Raw genomic sequence first — 23,453 nt, forward strand, 5'->3', positions numbered from 1 at the left:
TTGGGCAAAATTTCACCGGCTAACTTTTCGTTGGACAAGCCGCCGCCCGACAACCTGTCGTGCGGCCGCATGGTGCGTTTCGTCGTCGTACTTGCTACTGGGATGGTCCGCGGCTCAGGAGCCGGTGCACGCAATGGAGCTTTCCTCCATCGGGGAGAAGGCGCCGTCAGAGCGCACGATCATGACCTGGATGCAGGTCTCCCCCGACGGATTGGCCGTCACCCTGACCGGCGGCTGGTCGATGGACTGGTATTCGCCGCCGCCACCGATGGTGTAAACCCGCCATTTGTACGTGTCTCCCTCTTTGGGCTGCGGGTTCACCCAGGTGAAGGAGGCGTTGCCGTCCCCTGCCACTGTCCCGGTGAGGCCTTCCACATCCGGCACAGTTCCGTTGTCCAGTGCATCGGCCGGCGGCCTGCTGGCCTGCTGGGTCTCCACCGCAGCGGATTTTTCCGGCGAGGCGTTGGCCACCACCAGGCCCACCACCGCAGTGAGTGCCAGCAGGGTGCCGCCCGAGATTGCCAGCCAGAGGTTGCGCCGGCCGTGGTCCGCAGCCGGCGCTGCAATGGCCGGCTCCTCCACCCTTGCCGGCCGGTGGACGGTGGTGTCCGCGGCGTCAGCGCCCGAGCCGGTGCGGCTTCCGGGCAGCGTGCCCCCGTCCTGGGCAGCACCGGCGCTGCCGCCGGAACCGCGCAGGACTGTGGCATCCGCCCACTCCTGCGGCTGCGGGGCAGGGGCTGGTGCCGGCGGAAAGCCCGCGGAGGCTGTCGGGGTAAAGCGCGACGGCGGGGCCTCCGCTGCGGAGCCCTGGCCGCTACCGCTCTGGCTGCCGCCGGCCTGGGGCCAGGTGCGTGCCGGGAAGGTGGGGGCGCTGCCGGTCCGCTCCGGATCGATCGCCGCGATGCTCCGGACGCGGGTTTCCTCGACGCCGTCGTCCGGCTGGCTGTCCTCGTGGTGCGGCTCCTCCAGCACCTCAAAGGGTGTGACGGAGAGGTTCAGTTCCGCCTGGATGCGCTGCAGGGCAAGGGCGAAGGCGTGCGCGGAAGAGTATCGGGACTGTGGCGACTTTGCCATGGCCGTGGAGAGCGCCAGTTCCAGCGACTCGGGGACGTCCGCGCGGCCCAGCCGCGGAACCGGCGTGTTGCTGATCCGGCTGATCAGCTCGCGCTGCGAGTTGTCCGCCCCGGGCATCACAAAGGGCGACCGGCCGGCCAGCAGGGTGTAAAGCGTGGCACCGAGGGCCCACACGTCCACCATGACCCCGTCCACCGCGCCGTCGGTGAACTGCTCGGGCGGGGACCAGGGGATGGACATTCCTGAGTCGTCGTCGGCGTCCCCGGCGAGGGTGCCGGAGATGCCGAAGTCCGTGAGGGCGGGGCGGTTGTAGTCCGTGACCAGGATGTTGGCAGGCTTGATGTCGCGGTGGGCGATGCCGGCACGGTGGGCGGTTTCGACGGCGGAGGCCACCTGGATGCCGACGGCCAGGACTTCATCCACGCTGAACCGCTGTTTGCGGTACCGGACGTCCAGGCTGGGCCTGGAGCAGTACTCCATCGCCAGGTAGGAGTGGCCGTCGTCGGTCACTTCCGCCTCGAAGATGGTGACGATGTACGGATGCGAGGACAGCTGGGCCATCAGGTTCGCCTCGGACTCGAACCTGCGGCGGGCACCCTCCGTCTTCAGGTCCGAGAGCAGCACCTTGACTGCAACCTTGCGGCGCGGCCTGTCCTGTTCATACAGGTAGACGTCGGAGAAACCGCCGGACCCCAGCAGGCTGATATACGTGAACCCCTGGATGCGGGGAGGCGGCGCGACGGGCCGTTTGGAACTCAAGGAATCTCCTCAAAACGCAGCGAGATGTTGTCGCCCAGCTCAGCGATGTCACCGTCCAGCAGGATGGCCATCTCGTTCTGTGCCAGGCGGCGGGGAGACTGGCCTTCACGCACCAGGACGGTACCGTTCGTGGCCTTAAGGTCGCACAGCATGACGTGCCAGCCCTCCAGCCGGACCTCCACGTGGGACCGCGAGATGTCCCCTTCCGGGCTTGGAACCTGGACCAGCCTGGGCATGACGCCGCCCTGGACCCGGGACACGGACGGCTGCCGTCCGATGACCAGCGATTGGTCGAGGTCCAGGAGTTCCCCCGTGGACACGCGCACCCTGCCCAGCCGGGGGCGCGGCACCTGGACGGCGTCCGGGAGCAGCCCCGCCCCGCACGCGGCGCACTGCGCCCGGGTGGGCGGGTTGGCATGGCCCTGGCGGCAGACCCGGGCCAGGACGGTGGGCCCGGCCGCCGGATCCTCCGCAACCGGTAGGGCGGGCTGTCCGGCTGACGTGGGGATGCTGCTCTTCATGACCGTCTGGCCGTCGTGGTCAGTGTCGACGGCGGCGCTGCCGGGATGGGACTGCTGCGCGGCTGCTGCCGGCGCGGCCACGGCCGCCCGTGGCCCAGCGCCGGTTTGCGGGACATTCGCCTGCGGGACAGGTATCTGCGGGTCAGGTATCTGCGGGGCGCTGCCCTGCGGGACATGGATTTGCTGGGCGCTGCCCTGCACGGCGGCGTCCGCACCCTTCTTCCACGGAACGGAGTCAATGAGCCCCCCGGCAGGGGCGGGAGATGCAGCCGGCACGTGAGAAGCAAGGGGCAGCGGAGAAGCAGGGGCTGCCGGCGGCCCTGCCGCGGGCGTGGGGGCCGCCGTCGGGAGTTCCTGTCCGTCCGGCTGTGCGTTAACTGGGGGTTCTGCCTGGTCCTCCCCGTCCGGGCCCGTTTCGGGAGTTCCGTCGATTTCCGCCTCGTCGTCGTCCCGTACTGCCGCGTCCTCGATGCTCCGCACAACGGTCCTCTCCCAGAGGTGGTCGTAGGAGCCGGTGTGGTCGCTGGCGGGAGGTGCCGGCTCGCCGGGAGCGGGTTCTGCCGGGTGGACGTCCGCCGGACGTACCTCCGAGAAGATAATTTCTGACGGCGCGGAGCCGTCAGCTGAAGCACCGTCAGAGTCGGAAGCCGCGCCGGAGTCCGGAACGGAACCTGTCATCCCAACGTGCGCGGCGCCGTCTTCCTGCTCCAGGTCGCCGTCCTGGTCCTCAAGATCGCCGCCGTCTGCCGGCAGGTCGTCGTCGAGAATGCCGACAACGGTCTCGGCCGAGGCGCCGTGTTCCGGAGCGACCGTCTCCGCTGGGGCCTCGTGGTCAGGAGCGACGGTCTCCACTGGGTCCTCGTGGTCCGGGACGATGGTCATTTCTGTGGAGGCATCAGCATCGGGGGCGGTGTCCCGGACGTCAGCGATGCCGGCGGAGTCCACCACAACCGAGGCCGGAGCGGCTGCGGACGGTCCAAGTTCCGGCTGGCGCGGCGCCAGCACCAGCGCCAGGGACTGCAGCAGGACAACACCCTCCCCCAGCGGCAGTTCCTGCTGCCCCGGGGCGCCGGCAGCCGGAATGGCCAGCCGGCATGCCCCAGGCAGGGCAAACCGGCGCTCGTTCCAGGTGGTGACGTCCCGGCCGTCGAGCTCCACGCGGCCGTCGGGCAGCTCCACTGCGAGGTCGAGGTCGCCGCGGAGGAAGACCCGCAAGGGACCGGTGGCCTCGAGGATGCCGAAGGACGGTATCTGCGCCAGCGAGCCGCCCGAGCTGCTGGTCACCGCATGGAGTACCTCGTGGACTTCGGGATTGGTGCCCAGCAGGTCCCACACCGCACCTGCCAGAGCCGGCGGGGAATCCGGGCCGAGGATGACGGCCGTGCTCCCACGGACGATTCCCAGCCAGGTGCCCGGAACGTAGCTAGTGCCGGTCATCGGAAGGCTCCCCTTCCTGGTGCGCGGCTGCTTCGCTGCCGGGTTGGGGCCCAGCCTGTGCCGCCTGCGACCGTGGCAGCGTGTCTTCATCTTCCACATCAGGGTCGCGCCGCGGTGCGGTGGTGGCTGCACCGGCGTCATTCAGGACATTCCTGGCATCCACCACGATCACGGTGATGTTGTCGCTCCCCCCGCTCCGGAGCGCAGCCTGGATCAGGGCATCGGCGGCTTCCTGGGGGTCACCCACCGTGCTGAGGATGCGGAGGATATGCTCGTCCGTCAGCTCGCCGGTGAGGCCGTCCGAGCAGACCAGGACCCGGTCGCCTTCCTCCACGGGGAGCAGCCAGTAGTCGGCCTCTGTCTCGTCTCCCGTGCCAAGCGCGCGGGTCACCACGTGGCGGCGGGGGTGGACGGTGGCCTGTTCGGCGGTGATCTCCCCCGCGTCCACCAGTTCCTGCACCTCGGAGTGGTCCACGCTGATCTGGACAAACCGGCCCTGGCTGAGGCGGTAGGTGCGGGAATCCCCGATGTTCATCACCAGCCAGTAGGGCATGCCCATCTGTTCCACCACCACGGCACCGGCCAGGGTGGTTCCGGCGCGCGCCCCGGTGGCCTCGCGGATGGCGGTGTCCGCCTGGACCAGGTACTGCTGCAGGACGGCTGCGGTGACGGTCCGTTCACCTGTGGCGAGCTGCGGGATGGCAGCGAGGGCGCGGACGCACATGCCGCTGGCCACTTCGCCTGCCTCATGGCCTCCCATCCCGTCTGCCACGGCAAACACAGGATCGGAAGCGATATAGGAATCCTCGTTCAACTCCCGGCGGAGTCCCCGGTCTGTCCCGTAGCCGTAGCCCAGGCTGAGGCCCGGCTGGAAGGTGGAGGGAACGCTGGCGGGCTGTTGGTTCATGCCTGTCCTAGGTAAAAGGTCCGGTCTCCGAAGTGGACACTGGATCCCGGGGTAACAAAAGTGGGGACCCCCGGCGCGAGGGGCGTCCTGGCGCCGTCGGGGGTGGTCACGGCGCTGCCGTTCGTGGAGTTCCGGTCCGTCACCCAGATTCCTGCGCCATCGGTCAGCAGGTGGAGGTGGGTCTTGGAGATGGAGCGGCCGGGATCGTCGACGGCGAGGAGCTGGGCATGCTGTTCGCCCGCCTGGCCCACGGGGTTGCGGCCCACCAGGACGCTCCGGTCCAGCTGGAAGTCGCGGCCGTCGTCCAGCCGGATCCGCAGCACAGCGACGGGCGCCGGACCGCCTGCGCCCGGCCGCACCTGGGTGCGTTCGACGTCGTCGTCCACGTGGTGCTGCGTGCCCTGCCCACCCGGGACGGGAAGGGACGGGGCAGCGGGCACAACAAGGCCGCCGGGAACAGGCTGGCCGGCTGGCGCATGAGCAGCCGGCGGCGCGAAGGACGCCGGCTGGGCGTAAGGCATGGTCTGCGACGGCGGCGTCGGGGCGGACGGCGTCCGGGCAGGCGAGGCAGGCGCGGATGCCACCACGGGGCCTGGCGGCGCCGGAGCTGGTTGGGGGCCGGCCACCGGGGAGAGCACCTGCTGTACCGGGGGAAGGTCCAGCGGCGCGAAGCTGTAAGGGCCCTGGATGCCGCCGGTGGTGATGGGGTTCCGGCCGGCCTTCACATCGAAGACCAGTGCTTTGGCTGCTTTGTCGTGCCAGCCGCGCAGGCCGCTGTTCTTGTCCCAGTGGCAGGACACCACCACCAGCACGGCCCAGGCAGCGCCCGCGAGCACCAGCGGCGCAAGGATGAACAGGGCGGGCTCGAACCACCGGAAGACCACCACCAGGACGGCCGCCAGCAGCGCCAGGATGATCCCGGCACCGGTGATAAGTCCCCGGAGGAACACCGTGCCGGCGCCTGGCGCATAGCCGTCGTTGTCCGCGCTGCGGATGCCCATGAGCAGGTTTCCAGGAGTCTTGCCCGTCCTGGCTTCGATGCCCATGACCGTGAAGAGGTACACAGCCGTCAGCGCCAGGCCGATGCCGCCGGACAGCACCAGCGACGCCGTGTCATAGGTGATGAACTGCCCGCTGCGGGTCCGCGTGATCCCGGCAAAGCCGATGGCGAACGTCACCACCAGGACGGCCAGTGGCGGCAGCCAGTCAATGACGGCAGCGCCGAGCCGCTTGCCGGCCGTGGCCGGGGCAAGCTGAAGGTTCACTCCCATTCCCGTTCCTCCCCCTGGGACGGACCCCGACTGCGCGGTGGTACCGCCGGCGCTCCCCCGCCCGGTGCCTGCGTTGAGTGGATCCGCGGCCTGGGCAGCCGGGGATCTTTGTACTACCGGGATAGTACCGGGAATACCTGTTCCGTGGGCAGCCGGCGCCGCGTGCAGGGGTTCGCCGCCGGGCTGCAGGGTGCGGGCGCTGCGCGCCGCCCGGTTGGGCAGAGGCGCTCCGCAGGAGGTGCAGAAGGCCGCCCCCGCGCGGATGGCCTGCCGGCAGCGGGGGCACGTCTGGAGGTCCGCCGTCACGGTGCCGCGGGTCCCTGCCGGGGTGGTTCCGGCGTCGTGCGGTCCTGCTCCGGAGTCCCCTCCGCAGCAGGACCCTGCGGCTCATTCCGCTCCGGCGCAGTCCCACCCTGACCGGTGGCAGCCGACCCCGTACGACGGCGGGACGCCGGGTTGAGGGCCTTGAGGGAAGGCAGTGCCAGCGGGCCACGCAGCGTCAGGGCGTTGCGGGCATCGGCCAGGAGCGACCGTGGCGAGAACCTCGCCTGCTGCCGGCGCCAGAAGCCGGCCGTCGAGGTCATCTCCTGCAGGGAGCTGTCCACGATGGTCCAGTACTCGCGCACCTCCTCCTCACTCGGCTGGCCAGCGCCAAAGATGGACGCGTCCGCACGCCTTGCCAGCAGGGTGGTGGTGCCGCCCGCGGCGGGGAACGCCTCGGCAAGGACCGCCGCGCTTTCGCGCCGCGTGGCCCGGGAGTCAACGGCGGCACCCATGTCGGTGGCCAGGCTGACCACCTCGCTCCAGCCGCCGCCCACACGCTGCGCGGGATGGCCTTCACTGAACCGCGACTTCCGCCGCCGGGATTTCAGCAGGGCAATCAGCAGCAGCGGCAAGAGAAGGACGGCCAGCGGGATCAGGGCGATGCCCAGGGCGCCCAGCAGCGCGCCCCAGAAGAGCCAGGGGTTGTTCTTCTTCTCATCCGCATCCAGCGCGTCGGGTGAGGAGTCCGGCGGGAGGTCCGCCGGCTCCTGCGGCGGGGGCGGCGGCTGCAGCACCTGCGGTTTGGGCTTGGACTTGTTTTCCGGGTCCGGCGGGATGGGGATATTGTCCTTGGGCGGCGTGGGGTCGAAGCTCACCCAACCCACCCGTTCGAACGCCACTTCAACCCACGCGTGGACGTCCTTGCCGGTGATCCTGACCTCGCCCGCACCGTTCTCGGGGCTGGTGGGTTCAGGGTAGAAGCCCATCACCACGCGGGACGGGATGCCGAGGTGGCGCAGCATCAAGGACATGGCCACGGCGTACTGCTCGTCGTCGCCGAGCATCTGCTTGGCCGTGAGGAGGTCCCTGATCCGGGCGGATCCGTGGCCGGAGACGCTGGGCAGCTGGCCCTCGCTGACCAGCCCGTTGCTGAAGGCCCCGGTCTTCTGGAAATGCGCCTCAATCTGGCGGACCCGGTCGATGGGCGTGGGCGCGTCGGAGGAGAGGTCGTTGGCCTGTGATCCCACCACCGGCGGCACTTCCACGGCGCCGGGAAGGGACAGCTTCGCAAAGTCGTACTGCGCCAGCTGCCCGTGTTCCAGCTTTACGGGGTCCGAGACCTGCACCCGGTAGGAGTCGCCGCGGGACAATCCGTTGGTGGTGACGGCGGTGTCGGTGCCGGAGTTGAAGTACAGGCCGGATGCCGCGGCTGAGGCGGTGTCGTCGAAGCTCAGCCCGGTGGTCTTGCGGCCGCCGGGGACAAAGAAGCCCTGGTAGTCCTCAACGGTGATGTTGATGGCGTAGTCGTTGGTGGGAACAACGCCGGAGGTATCGGCCAGGGTGTTGATCGATTCGGTGTCTCCCACCTTGCTGAAGTTGCCGGAGCCGTTGGGGTCCATCGTGTAGTTGGTGCCGTTGAAGGAATCCAGGGCGCCCAGCCGGACGCGGCCGTCGCGCGGCAGGCCCTGGACCACGAACAGGGTGTCGTCCTTCTTGTCCTTGACGAAGGTCCGGAAGCTTGCGAGGGGTGTGATGTAGTCCTTGGGATCGAACGGCGGGACCACGACGTTCCGGAGGACCTTCCGGTCGTTGCCCGCCGTGACCAGGGGTGCGGCGAGCGCGGTGACGGCCACGCTGACGGCGATGACGCCGGCCGCCATTCCCAGCCGGCGGAGCCTGGCGCGCTGCGCGGTGGCGGTATCCGTCTGCGGGTTGTTGACGGAAACCTTCCGGGTGGAGTTCTTCCGGAGCGCGTCCCTGCGGAAGGTGGCCCAGGCGATCCCCAGCACGGTGAGGCCAATGCCTCGTTCCACGGTGAGGAAGGCGGCGTTGGTGCTGAAGGCGATGCCGGTGACGAACAGGACCAGCACGGGCAGGAGCGGGAAGTAGGGGCTACGAAGCCTCCAGGTCAGGATGGCGGCCACCAGCGCGGTGATCATGGAGCTCAGGAACGGAACGATCAGCACACCGCCCGCGGTGCCCACGGGGACACCGACCGTCAGCATGTCCTTCCAGGCAAACACAATCCCCAGCAGGAGGATGCGGAGCGAGTCCAGGGTGGGGACGAAGCCGGCGATGGCGGAATCGGGAACCGCCAGCAGGGTACCGAAGACCAGGTAGGCGCCCAGGGCCAGTGCCGTGGTGATGAGCAGCCCCAGGCGCAGGTGTGCGTTCAGGGCGCCCACGGCCAGCCCCAGGAAGATTCCGCCGAAGCCGGACAGCAGGTAGTAGGGGTCGCCGCCGAAACTCAGCCCGAACCCGAGCAGGCCCAGCCCCAGCAGCACAGTCAGTGCACCGGCGTCGAGCACAAAGTGCCAGAACGGCTGCCCGTTGGCAAAGGCGGAGTCTGCCTGGTCCCGGGGTGCGGTGCGGATGGTGCGCGGCTGTGCGGTGCGGGTTTGGTTGGCGCGGGGGCGCGTGCTGCGCGGGCGCAGGCCTTCCGGGGAGGTCATGCTGCGGCCTTTCTCAGCACAATGGCCAGGTCAGTCAGGTCTCCGAGCGTCAGCACGGTGAGGTCTGCGATGTTCGCCCGCGTGGGAGAGGCGCCGGCCTCCACCCGGACGGCGAGGCTGCGGACGCCCGGAGGCACGGAAGCGGCGGCGGAACGCAGCTGCGTGGCGGTCACGTGGCTGCCCACCACAAAAAACACCACGGAGGCGTTGGGAACAGTGTCGGCCAGGGTCCTGGCAAGGTCGACGGCGGTCCGGCGCATGGGCGCGCCGATGATCCGTGTCATGTCGTCCAGCAGGTTCCGCCCGGTTTCGCAGCGCAGCGGGCCTTTCTGGGTGAGGACGTCCAGCTCACGCTGCTCGCGGATGGCCTGCCTGCCGATGGAGGCGGCGGCGGAGACGGCCATCTCGAACTCGGTTTCCGAGGCGTACTCGTCGGTGTTGATGGACAGCGAGATGGCCAGGTGGGCGCGGCGGGTTTCCTCGAACTGGCGCACCATGAGCTTGTTGGTCCGGGCCGTTGTTTTCCAGTGGATGTGCCGCCGGTCATCCCCCGGCACATAGTCGCGCAGCGCGTGGAAGGACACGTCCGCGCTGGAGAGGTCCGTGGTGGGCATGCCTTCGAGGTCCCGGATGAATCCGGCCGCCGAACCGGCCAGTGCCACTGTGCGCGGGTGGACGAACAGGTCCTCCGGTTCGGTCCACAGGACCTGGCGGCGCAAAAGGTGCAGGGGGTCCGCCCGGACCGACCTGACGGGGCCGACGACGATCACGGCACGGCGCGCGGTGGGAATGGTGAAGAGGTCCTCGTGGACCTGCTGCGGCTTCATCCGCGGCAGGTGGAACACGGCGGTGGCGCTGCCCACCGGCAATTCCAGGGCGGCGGGCAGCAGCGGCCGGGCGGAGGTGTTGGAGACCGCGATGCTGCCAACGGCGCTGTCCCCCACCGCCACACGGGTCCGGGCCAGGTCAAGGACCACGCCATAGGACGAGCGGCCCAGGACGAACCCCACCGCAATCACGAACATGACGAACGCGGCGATGGCCGCGGCCTTCGCCTCCTGCCAGCCAAACGCCTGCCCTGTTGCCCAGAGCAGGATGGCGGCAGCGAGGACTGACCAGCCCAGGACGCTGACCACTGACAGCACGGGCCAGGCGTACTTCAGCCAGGCTCCACGGACGGCACGCCAGGCGGGGGCCGATGCCATGGCTGCGGTGTTCCTTGCCTCGGCCCAGACGGCTGAGGGGTGCAGGGCGCCGGGACTGCCGTTCCTGGCGAAGGGTTGCTTCAGACGCTCCGTGAGCCGGGTCAACGGGGTGCCGCTGGACATATATGTGCCTTCGTTGTTGCGTGGAAAGTGGTGGTGTCCTGGCCGGGGCGTCAGGCGTTGGTGCGCTGCTGGGGGGCCGCGATGTCCGCCAGGATCCGCGTCAGCACCGCTTCGGCGGTTGCTCCCGAGAACTCCGCTTCGGGATCCATGACAAAGCGGTGGGTCCACACCACGGGAGCCAGTTCCTTGATGTCGTCCGGGAGGACGAAGTTGCGGCCCTGCCCGGCGGCCCAGACCTTGGCTGCCCGGACCATGGCCAGGGCACCGCGCACCGAGACGCCCAGCCGGGTTTCGGGAGCGTTGCGGGTTTCCTCGCAGAGCCTGGAGATGTACTCCAGCACGGCGGTGTCCACGTGCACGGTGGCTGCCAGGTCTGCCATGTCTGCCACAGCCTGGGTGGTGATGACGGCGGACAGTTCCTGGGACCGGTCCTTGAGGTTGGAGCCGCCCAGCAGCCGGACGGTGGAGGCGTGGTCCGGGTAGCCGATGGAGGTCTTGATCAGGAAGCGGTCCAGCTGCGCCTCGGGCAGGCGGTAGGTGCCGGCCTGCTCGATGGGGTTCTGCGTGGCCATGACCATGAACGGCCGTCCGGCTTCATAGGTGACGCCGTCCACCGTGACCCGGGATTCCTCCATGACCTCCAGCAGAGCCGACTGGGTCTTGGGCGAGGCACGGTTGATTTCGTCCGCGAGGACGATGTTGTTGAAGATCGGGCCCTTGTGGAACTCGAACTTCTGCGTCTTCTGGTCGTAGATGGTCACGCCGGTGACGTCCGAGGGCAGCAGGTCCGGGGTGAACTGGATGCGGTTGTTGGAGCCCTGCACGGTGGCGGCCAGCGCCCGGGCCAGGGAGGTCTTGCCGGTGCCGGGGGCGTCCTCGAACAGCACGTGGCCCTCGGCCAGCATGGCCGTGAAGGTGAGCCGGATGACGTGTTCCTTGCCCAGCACGGCCTGTCCCACGTTGGCAACGAGCTTCTCGAACGTGTCTGCAAACCAGGCGGCCTGCTCGGGGGTCATGGTCATCGTGTTGCTCTTCCTACTTAAGGTTTCAGGTTTTTCATGGGGCCCGGGAGACCAGGCCCCATCGTCGCGTCGGTGGTGATGGGCTAGCGGTTTGGCATGCCGTTGGGCGGGTTGCACCCAAGGTTCGAGGTGTCGCAGCGGATCCAGTTTCCGGCCGCCATGCCCGAGGTCAGGTGGTACCAGATACCGGTGGGGTTGTTCGAGGTCTTGTACCAGACCTGGTAACGGTCGGTCGTCGCTCCTGCCCCGGCGTCCAGCCACTTGCCCTCGCCGTTGCATTCTGACGGGTTGCCGGCAACGTAGCTGTCGGTTCCCTTGCGGGGCTCGGTGCAGCTGCGGACCGGGGTTGCCGTGATGTTCCACGAGGTGGGTACGGGAGGCGGCGGTTCCGCGCCACTGCGGGACGTATCGCTGCCAATACGTCCCGGCTGGCCGGCACTGATGGCACGAACCCGGAGAGTGTGCGTCTCGCTGTACCCCACGGTCTTGGAGAAACGCCTCTCCTGGGTATCCTGCCAGGCACCTCCGTCCAGGCTGTACTGGTATCCGGTCACCGCACGGCCGTTGCCGTCCGGCTGGTTCCACGTCCAGGACACCGTCCTGTCCCCTACGCCGCTGCTGTTGCTGCCAGTAACGGTCGGAGCGAAAGCGAGGCCGTAGGGATTGACGGAGTTCGACGCAGGGCTTGCATCCCCGGCGGTGGAGCTGCGGGATGACACGGCCCACACCACCACGGCGGTCTGGGTGCCATTGGCTGCCGCCACGATCCCGCCGCCTGCAGGGATATTGCCGCTGCCCCCGCCGGACGTCAGGCTGTATTTATACGTAATCTCGTCGGAGGTCGAACCGTTGCGCTGGGCAGCCGTCAATACCGGGAACCGTACATCGATCTTTCCGCCGTTCCCCCCGGTGTCAACCAGTGTGGCACTAGGCGTGCCCACCATGCCCGGTTTGCCCACTGCCCGGATGGCCGCCGACGGGGCGCTCGTCCCGCTGGTACCCGCCTTGTTCCTGGCGGACACCGTAAAGGTGTAGTTCGTTTCCGAGTTGTCCACGGTCACGTTCTGCGAAGTACCGGCAACCTGCTGGCTGGCCACCACCGCGCCGCCGCGAAGGGTGGTCAGGGTGTAGGCCGAGATGGCGTCGCCGTTGTTGTTCGGCGCCGTCCAGCTCACCTTCAGCTGGCTCTGCGAACCCACGGATCCCGCCTGCGCAGCAGATGGTGCAGCAGGGGTGGCCGGGACTCCGGCAGGCACCTCGGCTGCAGAGTAGGGGCTCCATTCGGACGGTTCCTTGGCATCGTTGCGCGCCAGGACCCGGACTTTGTAGGAGACGCCGTTCTGCAGTCCCTTCCAGACATAGCTGACTGCTGTCAGGTTCTGGATCTGGGCGTTCTGCCCGGCGGGAGGCGGTGAGATCTCCAGGTCGTAGGACTTCACCGGCGAGCCCTTGCTTGCAGGGGCGGACCAGGTGATGGACAGCTCCTTGTCACCGAACTTCATCGACGGCGCCAGCGGGGTGTCTGGCTTCACGTCAGGGCGCACCTCGGCAGAGGCAGGCGACCGGTCCGACTCGCCGAACTCGTTGGTGGCCGAGACCTGGAAGTGGTACTTGGTGTTGTTGACCAGTCCATTGAGCGTGCAGGTGTTGGCGGGGCAGTCCTGCTGGAATCCGCCCTCGCCGTACACGGTGTACTTGGTGATGGGTGAGCCGCGGTCCGCGGGCGCCGTCCAGTTCAGGAGCGCCGTCTGGTCCCCCACGCTCTGCGCCTGCGGGGTGGTGGGCGCCTGGGGCTTGTCCTTGACGGTGAGGCGGACGCGGGCTGTTGCCTGGCGCGAGGGATCCTCCGTCTTGTCCGCCACGGTGTAGGACACCACCATGGTGCCGGTGAAGCCCGGCGCAGGCGTGACGGTGATGGAATCGCCGTTTACGTCCACGTTGCCGCTGCCGGTTTCCGCGGCGGCAGCAATAATCTTCAGCGCGGTCTCCGGGAATGGGTTGGCGTCGTTGGCCAGCACATTGACCGTCACGGGCTTGCCCGCGGCAACGTTGTCCTGCACGTCGTCGTTGGCCACCGGCTTCGGCCGGTTGGAGGCGGTCACCTTCAGCTGGTAGGTGGCAGTGGCCTCGAGCCCGCGGGGATCCTTCGCCTTGACCTGGACGGCCGAGGTGGTTCCTGAGCCGCTTGAGTCGGCCGCGGAGACCTTGAGGGTCCTGCCGTCGATGCTGGCGTTGAATCCGGCAGGCGCTCCGCCCACCAGTTCGTACTTCATTTTTTCGACGTCTTCCGCGTCCGGGTCCGAGGTCAGCTTGCCCAGGTCTGTGCTGGCGGAGTCGCCCTTGGGCACGTCGACGTTGGCACCCAGCAGTTCCGGCGGGTTGTTCTTATTGGGGTCGGGCAGGACCTTGGTGCGGATGCTGAGGGTGGACTTGAGGCCTTCCGGATCGTCCGGACCGGTCCCGTCCGTGACCTCGAAGGTGAGCGAGCCGGGACCCACGTAGTCGGTGCCCGCTGTGTACTTCAGGCCTGTACCGTCGCCGATGACGGGGTCGCCGCCGTCTGCGCCGATGAGCTTGATCCGGTCGGTCTGGGTAAGCCGCGGCGAGCGGCCTTCACGTACCTTGACCCACTCGTCGAGGTCGACGTCCACGGACTGGCCGGCGACGACCTCGAGGACCTCGTCCTTGGCCAGGGTAGGCACCTGCTGGCCGAGGCCCGGCACCCAGATAACCGCCGTCGACTGCTGGCCGTCAACATCCTCCACGTTGTACGGGATGAGCTGCGGCTGCTCCGCCAGGTCCACGATCATGGTGCCGTCTGCCCCGGGCCGGGCGGTGGTGGCCTCGGTGCTGACCTTGAGGTTCTCCCCGACGCCGTCGGGGTCCTCGTCGTTCTTCAGGACGGGGACGTCCACAGCGGTCTTCCCCATGGTCTGGGCGGAGGTCACCCTGTCGTCGCGGGCGACTGGTGCCTTGAGGGGCACCTCGTTGTCCACCACCACGCGGATGGTGGCCTGCGCGGTAGCGTCCCGGTCATCAGCGATGGTGTAGCGGACGTTGACGGTCCCGGCTTCCTCCGGTGCCAGCAGGATGATCCGGCCGCTCGTTTTGCTCACCGTGGCCTGCAGCGCGGGGTCGGCTTCGATGCCGTCGCTGAGGATGCGGATGAGGTCGCCGTCGGGGTCGGTGTCGTTGCCGGTGGCGTCCACGGCGATCTGGCGGCCAGGGCGGACCCGGACCTCGTCATCCACGGGAGTGGGTTTCTGGTTGACCTCCCCGCGCGGCGCGATGCCCACGGTGACGGTGCCGGTGTTGACGGCGCCCTGCCGGTCCACCACTTTGTAGCGGAAGGTGTCGGTTCCGGCGCCGTCACCGGCAGCTGTGAAGTCGATGAAGTTACTGCCGACCGCAGCGGTTCCCATCGCCGGCGTGCTGTCGATACCGGTCAGCTGGACCGAATCGCCGTCCGGATCGATGCCGTCCAGCGGGACGGGAATGCGCACCGTGCCGGCGGCCACCACCCGGGCGGTCAGGTTGCGCGGCTGCGGGCGCGAGTTTTCGGCCCCTTCCAGCGGAAGGATGTGGATGGTGACCGCGGCGGCGCTCTTCTGGCCCTGCGGGTCCACGGCGTTATAGATGGCGCGGACCGTCTTGGGCTGCGGGCCGGCAATGAAGCGGAGGGTGTTCTCGGAGACGAAGCTCTTTCCGTCCACTGGATCCACGCCCTGCGGCAGGACAGGGTCCACCGTGAGTTCCTGGCCCTGCGGGTGGGTGTCGTTCTCGAGGACGGGGATGGTGACGACGTCGTTGACGCGGACGTTGACCTCGTCCGGTTTGGGCTGGGGTGCTTCCACGACGGCGGGCGCCGGGACGGGGACCACGGAGACGCTGCCCGTGGCGGACTTCTTCCCGTTGGACATGGTGTATTCGAAGAGGATCGGGTCCTTGGTTCCCAGGATGTCGGTAATGCGCAGGACACCGTGGTTGATCACGCTGACGGACGCGGTCGAGTTCTCGGGCAGTTTCACGGACTGCAGCACAAGGACGCCTCCGGAGGGGTCGGAGTCATTGGCCAGCGGATCCAGCAGCACGCTGCCGCCGGTGGGCATGAGCGCCACGTCGTGGACGGCGACGGGGTCACCGGCCTCGTCTCCGGATTCCACGTCAACGCGGATGAGCCCCTGGCTGCTTTGCGGGCCGTTGCTGGCGATGTACGTCAGGTAGACCGGGCCGGGGGTGGTGCTGCGGAACGTGAAGGTGCCGCCGTCGGTCACGGGACCCAGTTCGGCGGGGCCGTTGGCCTCCACCTGTGCCAGCCGGAGGGCTCCGCCGTTAGGGTCCACGTCGTTCTTCAGCGGTGAGATGACCAGGTCCTGGCCCACCACGGCAGTGACGTGGTCGGCGTTGACCACGGGTGCGAGGGCTCCCGGCGGCTGGACGTTGACCACGACTTTCCCGGTGACGGTGTCCCGGCCGTCCCAGATGGTGACTTCCACGGCTTTCTTGCCGGCTGTCGCGCCGGAGTCCTGGAAGGTGAGCAGGCCGTCACGGCGGACTTTCACCTGGTCCTGGTCGTTGTCCGCCTTGGCGTCGAGGAGCACCAGGTCGTCGCCGTCGGGATCGATCCAGTCCGTGAGGATGTTCTGGCTGACTGTCTTGCCCTGTTCCACCAGCATGGTGGTGGTGTTGTCCCCGCGCTTGAACTGCGGCGGTTTGTTCTCGTCGGGCCCAACCACGCTGAGCGTGACCTGCCCGCCGGCGGAGAGGCCGCGGCCGTCGGAGGCGCTGTAGCTGAATGTCTCGGTGCCGGGTTTCGCGTCGGCGGGAACGGAGATCTGGAAGGCGGTGCCGCCGTAGATGTTCTGGAGGCTTCCGGCCTGGGGTCCGGAGTCCCCCACCGCTGCGGTGAGCACGTCGCCGTCGGGGTCCGAATCGTTGTCCAGGACGCTGAGGATGGTGGTGCGGCCGGGGCGCACGCCGACGGCGTCGGGCTTGGTTTCCGGCGGACGGTTGGGTTTGGTGCGGTCCGGAAGGACGTTGATGGTGTTGTTGTCCGCGGACTCCTGGTCCTGCTCGTCGGACTCATTCTTGGGCGGGACGACGTCGTCCCAGTTGTTGACCAGCTGCATGTTCTGGTTGACCAGCCACACGTTGCCCGAGTTCACGTCGTTCAGGACCACCAGGTCACGGTTCACCCGAAAAACATACGACGGCGAGGCGCTCGCCTTGGGCACGTCAACGTTCTTGTCATCGCCATCGTTCACGCAGTCCCGAACATACTTGTTCGCCCCCGACCACGCCGCATGCACACACCCGCCCAGCTGGACAGGGGCAGCCGGCACACCCTCGCCGTCGAACGTCACCGTCTTCGCCGTGGACCCGTCCAGCGGCTGCTTCAACAGCGCCTTGGGAGTCGAAACCGCCACGAAATCACTGCCCGGCCCGCCCTGCTGCAACTTCGCATCCCGCGCGTTCTCCACCTGGAGACGCTTCCCGCCGGGCAGGAACAGCCTTCCCGCCGCCGCATCAAGAAGCACCGGTTTATCCCCCACCACCGTGATCTGGAGGTCCCCTGCACCTTTAAGGTCCGCCCAGGTCTCGGACTCCGAGGACGTTACTTCCCCGTTGGCGTCAACACCGGTGACCGTCACCGCACCGGACTTGGGATCCGCCGAATAGATCCGGTCGTCCTCCCCCACCGCCGAGACAATGCCCTCTGAGCCCACCATGACGGGCTCGGAGGCTTCCTCGTCAAAACCGTTGACCGTGGACGGAGACACCGCCCACACCTTGCCTGACGCTGCGTCGGTCACCGAGATCACCTCGGATCCGAAACTCACATCCGCGGACCCCGGCAGCTGCTTGTCGCCGCCCAGCCGCATGTTCGCCGGCGACACCTGGTTCAATGTTGACCCGGTCTCGTCGTCAACGAACACATCCCCCGCGTCCTGCAGGATGTCGAATGTCGTGGACGCCGGCGTCACCGCCCCGTCAAGCACCCGGGAAGGATAATTCAGCCGGCCCACCGCGTTCTTGGACTTGGACACCACCCACACGCCGCCGTCGTTCAATTCCACCTCGGTGGTTTTGAACCCCGGATACAGAATTGCCCCCGTCACCACAACAGCAGCAGCGGCACTGAAAGCAGTGCCCGTCACCATTTTTTTGTGGCGCCGATTCAGTCCAAGTTTCCCCAGCAGACTTGTCACAGCTTGATATCCCCTGAAATTACCGCTGCCGCAGGCAGCTGTCCGGCCGGGACTCGCCCGGACCTTGATGTTGTGCTGCTCCTGGCAGGAAGCAGCCGAGACCCGACATGAATAACACCCGGCCACGCGTGGCGCCGAGTGCCGGCAAAGGTAACTTGCCCGGTGGCAAGCATACCCACGGCCACATGCGGCCGCGATGGGGAGCCCTGCCCACGGGAGGTTGCCGTCCTTCGCCGCCGCACCGACTATACCGTGATTGACCAACAACTGGAGAAACTATTTAAGGCTGGTCCCTCCGCCTGAAGAATCAGGCGTGCTAGTCCAGCACAAGCCCCTTGCCCAGACCGCGCTCCAGGCGCACCGGGCGGATCTCGCCGAAACCTCGGACGTTTTCGGGCGGCTGGGGCTCCAGTACGAACCGTTCGTCGTGCTCCAGGGCCGAGGCCGTCATCGAGTCCACCAGCACCGTCCCGGGGTCGGCCAGGGTGGTAAGCCGCGCCGCCAGGTTCACCGTGGGCCCGTAGATGTCCCCAAGCCGGGACAGGATCCTTCCCCACACCATGGCCACCCGCGCTTCGGGAAGGATTTCATCCTCCGTGAAGGCCTGCGCCAGGGCAAGGGAGATCTCAGCGCCGGCAGCGGGGGTTTCCGCGATGTACAGGACTTCGTCCCCCACTGTCTTCACCAGCCTGCCGCCGCCGACGGAGATGATCTCCGCGCACTTGTTCTCGAACCGCTGGACCAGGCGGGCGAGGGTTTTCTCGTTCATGCGCCGGGACAGGCTGGTGTAGGAGACCAGGTCCGCGAAACCGACGGCGCGTGCCAGCGGCAGCGGCGCGTCGTCCTCATCGCCTTCCCGGCCTTCTTCACTGGCCTGGAGCCCGGCCTCCGCCCGGACGGCGAGCCGCTGCACGCCGGCATTGAGCTGGCGCCGCCAGGAATACACCAGTATTTCCTCGAGGGCGTCCACCAGTGCGGGCAGTTCGTTGACCAGCCGCTTGCGCGCCACAGCGTCCGTGACCCCCTGTTCGTGGACCATGTCCTCCACCAGGGCTTCGATCTGCCACACCACCATCCGGTCCGTCATCTGGCCGATGGAGCGGGTGACGGAGATGGCGGCCTCCTCCGTCAGCTTGCCGGAGCGCACCAGGTCCACCACGGTGGAGAGGGCGGCCTGGTCCCGCTCGGTGAAGGCAACGTCCTCGTCGCCGAAGTTGGGAAAGCCCAGGGCGCGCCACAGCTTGCGGGCGGACAGCAGGGACAGCCCCGCGCCGGCGGCGACTTCACGACGGCGGAGTTTGCGTTCGCCGCCAAGGAGGCGGGCTTCCAGCGCCTTCATGGCGAGCCGTTCGGCTGACATGGTGCCCGTGGCGGGGTGGGCGTCCATCGCGGGCGGGGGCGTGATGGAGTCCACGCGGTCCTGCTGGTCCTCATCGTTCATCCCGTCCACCTTCTCTCAGTTCCCATGGCAATGCCCCGGCAGGGTAATCGAGCGCCCCGCCGGACTGGCCTTCGCGTTCGTCGGGCAGTTCCTCGAGGGCGTCAAGGATGAAATCCCGGAACCTGGCAACCTCCGGCACGTCCCGGAAAGTCACGACGCCCTGATACCCGGTTTCCAAGGATATATTCCCGGAGCGCAACAGGCGCTGAAGTACCGACTCGTGGACAGTCAGGTGGCGCACCGATGCCAGGTTCACCTGCTGGTCCTGCCGCCGCACCAGGCCGGACCTGGAAATGAGCCTCCGGCTGGTGAGCGTATACCGGGTGCCCTGCCACCGCAGCAGCCGGGGCAGGCAGTAACCCAGCCAGACGCCGGCCGCCGCCAGGATGCATCCGGCCACCAGCGCCGGCGTCCACCGCGCCTCCAGGCCGGGGATGACCCTCACCGCTTCCCCGCGGACCACCCACGCCGAAGCAAAGGCGGCAAGTGCCGGTGAGAGTATGAAGGCTGCGGCTGCCCCCGCCAGCTTCCTCGGCTGCGGGCGGGTGGTGACAATCACCTGCTCGCCCGGGACGAGGCCTTTACGCATATCCGCCCTGGCCGGAAGCATCCGGGGAGGTCCACGGACGCAGGTGCACCACATCGCCGGCGGTTACCACGTGCTCGCGGGAATCCCGGTCAACCACCAGCAGTGAGCCGTACTCGTCGAGCCGGGATGCGTGGCCAATGATTTCGTGGTCGCCGGGAAGCTGCGCCCGCACCTGCTTGCCCAGCGTCGTCATGACGGCCTCCACGCGCTTGTGCAGCGACGGGCCGCCGGCCAGGCCCGCCGCGGGATCGCCGTCGGCATTGCAGAAGCTGCGGTAGAGAACGGCAAAGTGCGAGAGGTAGCTCTTCAGCAACTCTGTCCGGTCCGCTGTCCGCGGCGCCTCCAGGACCACGGACGTGGCGGTGGGCACGGGGAGTTCCTCCTCCCGGAGGGTGACGTTCAGGCCGGTTCCAAGGATGACGGGCGGCACTGAGCCGTCCACCATGGGACCCAGCTGGGCCAGGATTCCGGCAATCTTCTTTCCGCGCACCAGGACGTCGTTGGGCCACTTCAGCTCCGCGGGGAGGCCGGCCGTCTCCAGCAGGGTTTCGCGCAGCGCCAGGGCTCCGATGAGGGACAGCCAGGAATAGCTTTGGGTGGGGAGCGGCCTGCCTTCCGCGTTCGCGGGCCTCAGGACCACCGAAACGGAGACGGAACTCAGGGGCGGCGCCTCCCAGTGCCTGTCCAGGCGTCCCCGGGCCGCCGTCTGGTATTCGGCCGACAGCACCGACATGTCCGGCCACGCCGAGGGCTCCACGGCCACCGACCGGAGCAGGTCCGCGTTGGTGGACCCGGTGGAGTCCACCACCTCGAGCCGTGCGATGCCGGTGGCGGACAGGAAGTCCTGGTCCGCGAGGTCGCTCCGGTTCAGCGGCGTACCGGGGGCATGTGCGTCATCCATACCTAAACTCTACCGACCCGGCCCGGTCCCGGCTGCCCGCAGCCGGGGCACCTGCGGGACCGGCGGAGGGCCGGCTACAGGAAAATATCCGGCACCAGGCGGTCTTCCGGAGCCCCCAGGCTGTACGGCCGGAAATCAGTGACTCCAGCAGCTGTGAGCACTGCCTCGTCCGTGTAGAAATTCCCGCTGGGCCGGCCGCTGCTTTCCAGGTTGCTGCCGGTGAGCACGGCGTGGGCCGCGTCCGCCATGATCTCCGGGCCGCGCGCTGCCTGGGCAATGCTTTCCCCGTGGGGCATGTTCCTGATGGCCGCCGTATCAATCAGGGTGCACGGCCACAGCGAATTCACCCGGATACCGTCCGCCTTCAGTTCCTCGGCGAGTCCAAGGGTTGTCAGGCTCATGCCGTACTTGGCCATGGTGTAGGCAAGGTGTTTTCCTGCCCAGTGGGGATCGAGGTTCAGGGGAGGCGAGAGCGTGAGGATGTGGGCACTGTCCGATGACCGCAGCGCAGGCAGCGCCAGCTTGGACAGCAGGAACGTCCCGCGGACATTGATGTCCTGCATGAGGTCGTACTTTTTCATGTCCACGTCGTCGGTGCGGGAGAGGTCGATGGCGGACGCATTGTTGATCACGGCATCGATCCCGCCAAAGTTCTCCACCGCAGAGGAGACGGCGCGGGCCACGTCGTCATCGTTCCGGACATCCCCCACCAGGGGCAGCGCCTGTCCGCCGGCGTCTTCGATCTCCCGGGCGGCGGAATAGACGGTCCCGGCAAGCTTGGGATGCGGCTCCCCGGTCTTGGCCATCAGGACGATATTGGCGCCGTCCCGGGCCGCACGGAGGGCAATCGCCAGGCCGATGCCGCGGCTTCCGCCGGAGATCACGAGGGTCCGTCCGTGGAGGGAGGCGGCGGCCCGGTAGGGGCCTGCGGGGGCGTGCAAAGCATCATTGCTCGAAGTCATGGCACCACTCTAACGCAGCTAAGTTACTGGCGAGTAACATGACATTGCTGGTGATCGCGGCGCAGAAAATTGTAGGTTCCCTACAGCTGCGGCGGCCGGAAGCGTCACTAGACTTGCCAGCAGGGTTCGTCTTTTGTGTGGAAGCTACTTAAAACCCTGCACAACTGCCGGCCAGCAAACTCAGCACCACAGAATCAATCTGCTACAGAGCCGGAGACACTTGATGAGCCACGATCTGACAACGACAGCGGGAAAGATCGCCGATTTCCGCGACCGCCAGGCGCGTGCCGAACAGCCCTCCGGCCCCGAAGCCATCGAAAAGCAGCACGCCCGCGGCAAGAACACCGCCCGGGAGCGCATCGGCCTCCTGCTGGATGAGGACTCGTTCGTGGAGTTCGATGCCTTGGCAGTGCACCGATCCACAGCGTTCGGCATGGAGAAGAAGAAGCCGCTGGGCGACGGCCTGGTTTCCGGCTACGGCACCGTGGACGGCCGCCTGGTGGCCGTCTACAGCCAGGATTTTTCCGTCTACGGCGGCTCGCTCAGCCAGGTCAATGGCGAAAAGATTGTCAAGGTGCAGGAGTTTGCGCTGCGCAACGGCTGCCCCGTCGTCGGCATCCTCGACGGCGGCGGAGCCCGTATCCAGGAAGGCGTGGCCTCCCTGGCGATGTTCGCGGACATCTTCCGCAACAACGTCCACGCCTCCGGCGTCGTCCCGCAGATCTCCCTGATCATGGGCCCCTCGGCCGGCGGGGCCGCCTACTCCCCTGCCCTCACCGACTACGTGGTGATGGTGGACAAGACCTCCCACATGTTCATTACCGGCCCGGACGTCATCAAGACGGTGACCGGCGAGGACGTTGACATGGAAACCCTCGGCGGCGCCCGGCAGCACAACGCCACCACGGGAACGTCCACCTACCTTGCCTCCGACGAAGGGGACGCCATCGAGTTCGTCCGCGAACTGCTGGACTTCCTGCCGTCCAACAACCTGTCCGAGGCACCCGTACTGGAGCACACCCAGGAACTGGAACTCGACGACGACGACCTCGCCCTGGATGCGCTCATCCCCGACTCCGCCAACCAGCCTTATGACATGCGCACGGTGGTTGAGCAGATCGTGGACGACGGCCACTTCCTGGAAATGCAGGCCCTGTACGCGCCAAACGTCATGATCGGGTACGGCCGGGTGGAAGGCCATACGGTGGGCATCGTTGCCAACCAGCCCCTGCAGTTCGCCGGCACCCTGGACATCGCGGCGTCGGAAAAGGCCGCCCGGTTCGTCCGGCACTGCGACGCGTTCAACATTCCCATCATTACCCTGGTGGACGTGCCCGGCTTCCTGCCCGGCAAGGACCAGGAATTCCAGGGCATCATCCGCCGCGGCGCCAAGCTTTTGTACGCCTACGCCGAGGCCACTGTTCCCAAGCTCACCGTGATCACCCGCAAGGCCTACGGCGGCGCCTACATCGTGATGGGCTCCAAGAAACTCGGCGCAGACCTGAACCTGGCCTGGCCCACCGCCCAGATCGGCGTCATGGGCGCCCAGGGCGCCGTCAACATCCTGTACCGCCGCGACCTCGCCGCGGTGGCGGAGGCCGGCGGCGACGTCGAGGCACGGCGCGCCGAAGTGATCCGGCAGTACGAGGAGGAGCTCCTCAACCCCTACCAGGCGGCGGAACTCGGGTACGTTGACGCCGTCATCGCCCCCTCCGAAACCCGGCTGCAGATCATCAGGGGCCTGCGCGCCCTGCGCGACAAGCGCGCCAGCCTCCCCACCAAGAAGCATGGGAACATTCCGCTGTGACCCCCACCGAGCCTGCTGGCGACAACAACGCACCCGCCACGCCCCTCCTCTCAGTAGTGAAAGGGCAGCCGACAGCCGAGGAGCTGGCGGCGCTGACCGCCGTCGTGCTTTCCTTGGGCGGCGTCCAGAACACCGGGACGGACAAGCCGCCGGTCCGGCACTGGGTCCGCCGCCAGCAGCTGAGACTGGACCCCACCCCGGGTCCCGGCGCGTGGAAGCGGAGCCGCGGCTAGCGGGGCCTGCCGCACGCTCCGGCGGCGTGGGCCTGTCCGGAAGAGCCGCAGCGCCG

14 protein-coding genes are annotated in these 23,453 nt (G+C 67.9%); 2 read left to right on the forward strand and 12 right to left on the reverse strand.

The features are described from left to right. Positions 1 to 114 precede the first annotated feature (114 nt). The 12 genes from NFU08_RS17045 to NFU08_RS17100 form a co-directional block, all read right to left on the reverse strand. A complete protein-coding gene (locus tag NFU08_RS17045; RefSeq protein WP_174179539.1) occupies positions 115 to 1,833 on the reverse strand; it encodes a serine/threonine-protein kinase in 1,719 nt (572 codons plus the stop codon). Beyond that, positions 1,830 to 3,791 (reverse strand): FHA domain-containing protein, encoded by a 1,962-nt coding sequence (locus tag NFU08_RS17050; RefSeq protein ID WP_251424828.1) that lies wholly within the window; start codon positions 3,789 to 3,791, stop codon positions 1,830 to 1,832. The genes NFU08_RS17045 and NFU08_RS17050 overlap by 4 nt, the downstream gene beginning before the upstream one ends. Then, a complete protein-coding gene (locus NFU08_RS17055; RefSeq protein ID WP_251424830.1) occupies positions 3,778 to 4,698 on the reverse strand; it encodes a PP2C family serine/threonine-protein phosphatase in 921 nt (306 codons plus the stop codon). The genes NFU08_RS17050 and NFU08_RS17055 overlap by 14 nt, the downstream gene beginning before the upstream one ends. After that, positions 4,695 to 6,275, reverse strand: coding sequence for an RDD family protein (locus NFU08_RS17060; RefSeq protein ID WP_397426069.1), 1,581 nt, complete (start codon positions 6,273 to 6,275; stop codon positions 4,695 to 4,697). The genes NFU08_RS17055 and NFU08_RS17060 overlap by 4 nt, the downstream gene beginning before the upstream one ends. After that, positions 6,272 to 8,905: a transglutaminase domain-containing protein gene (locus tag NFU08_RS17065; protein WP_251424833.1), complete on the reverse strand. Its 2,634-nt coding sequence runs from the start codon at positions 8,903 to 8,905 to the stop codon at positions 6,272 to 6,274. Before NFU08_RS17065 ends, NFU08_RS17060 begins: the two co-directional genes overlap by 4 nt. Then, positions 8,902 to 10,233 carry a DUF58 domain-containing protein gene (locus tag NFU08_RS17070; RefSeq protein ID WP_174179531.1) on the reverse strand — a complete coding sequence of 444 codons (1,332 nt, stop codon included), beginning with the start codon at positions 10,231 to 10,233 and terminating at the stop codon, positions 8,902 to 8,904. Before NFU08_RS17070 ends, NFU08_RS17065 begins: the two co-directional genes overlap by 4 nt. A gap of 50 nt (positions 10,234 to 10,283) precedes the next feature. Then, positions 10,284 to 11,255 (reverse strand): MoxR family ATPase, encoded by a 972-nt coding sequence (locus NFU08_RS17075; protein ID WP_188809275.1) that lies wholly within the window; start codon positions 11,253 to 11,255, stop codon positions 10,284 to 10,286. Between the two features lie 83 nt (positions 11,256 to 11,338). Next, positions 11,339 to 17,464 carry an Ig-like domain-containing protein gene (locus NFU08_RS17080; protein WP_251424836.1) on the reverse strand — a complete coding sequence of 2,042 codons (6,126 nt, stop codon included), beginning with the start codon at positions 17,462 to 17,464 and terminating at the stop codon, positions 11,339 to 11,341. A 316-nt stretch (positions 17,465 to 17,780) separates the two neighbouring features. Beyond that, positions 17,781 to 18,905 (reverse strand): adenylate/guanylate cyclase domain-containing protein, encoded by a 1,125-nt coding sequence (locus NFU08_RS17085; protein ID WP_251424838.1) that lies wholly within the window; start codon positions 18,903 to 18,905, stop codon positions 17,781 to 17,783. Next, positions 18,895 to 19,494, reverse strand: coding sequence for a PH domain-containing protein (locus NFU08_RS17090; protein ID WP_251424841.1), 600 nt, complete (start codon positions 19,492 to 19,494; stop codon positions 18,895 to 18,897). Before NFU08_RS17090 ends, NFU08_RS17085 begins: the two co-directional genes overlap by 11 nt. Then, positions 19,487 to 20,395 carry a biotin--[acetyl-CoA-carboxylase] ligase gene (locus tag NFU08_RS17095; RefSeq protein WP_251424843.1) on the reverse strand — a complete coding sequence of 303 codons (909 nt, stop codon included), beginning with the start codon at positions 20,393 to 20,395 and terminating at the stop codon, positions 19,487 to 19,489. Before NFU08_RS17095 ends, NFU08_RS17090 begins: the two co-directional genes overlap by 8 nt. A 74-nt stretch (positions 20,396 to 20,469) precedes the next feature. Beyond that, on the reverse strand, positions 20,470 to 21,357 hold the full coding sequence (locus tag NFU08_RS17100; RefSeq protein WP_251424845.1) for an NAD(P)-dependent oxidoreductase: 888 nt from the start codon (positions 21,355 to 21,357) through the stop codon (positions 20,470 to 20,472). A 223-nt stretch (positions 21,358 to 21,580) separates the two neighbouring features. Here NFU08_RS17100 and NFU08_RS17105 point away from each other — a divergent pair, with 223 nt between their 5' ends. Together NFU08_RS17105 and NFU08_RS17110 are read left to right on the forward strand one after the other, a co-directional pair. Further along, positions 21,581 to 23,164: an acyl-CoA carboxylase subunit beta gene (locus NFU08_RS17105; RefSeq protein WP_066274540.1), complete on the forward strand. Its 1,584-nt coding sequence runs from the start codon at positions 21,581 to 21,583 to the stop codon at positions 23,162 to 23,164. Next, positions 23,161 to 23,397 carry an acyl-CoA carboxylase subunit epsilon gene (locus tag NFU08_RS17110; protein WP_251424847.1) on the forward strand — a complete coding sequence of 79 codons (237 nt, stop codon included), beginning with the start codon at positions 23,161 to 23,163 and terminating at the stop codon, positions 23,395 to 23,397. The genes NFU08_RS17105 and NFU08_RS17110 overlap by 4 nt, the downstream gene beginning before the upstream one ends. Positions 23,398 to 23,453: the final 56 nt, after the last annotated feature.

This window comes from Pseudarthrobacter sp. NCCP-2145, assembly GCF_023708005.1.
GTDB classification, from domain to species: Bacteria; Actinomycetota; Actinomycetes; order Actinomycetales; family Micrococcaceae; genus Arthrobacter; species Arthrobacter oxydans.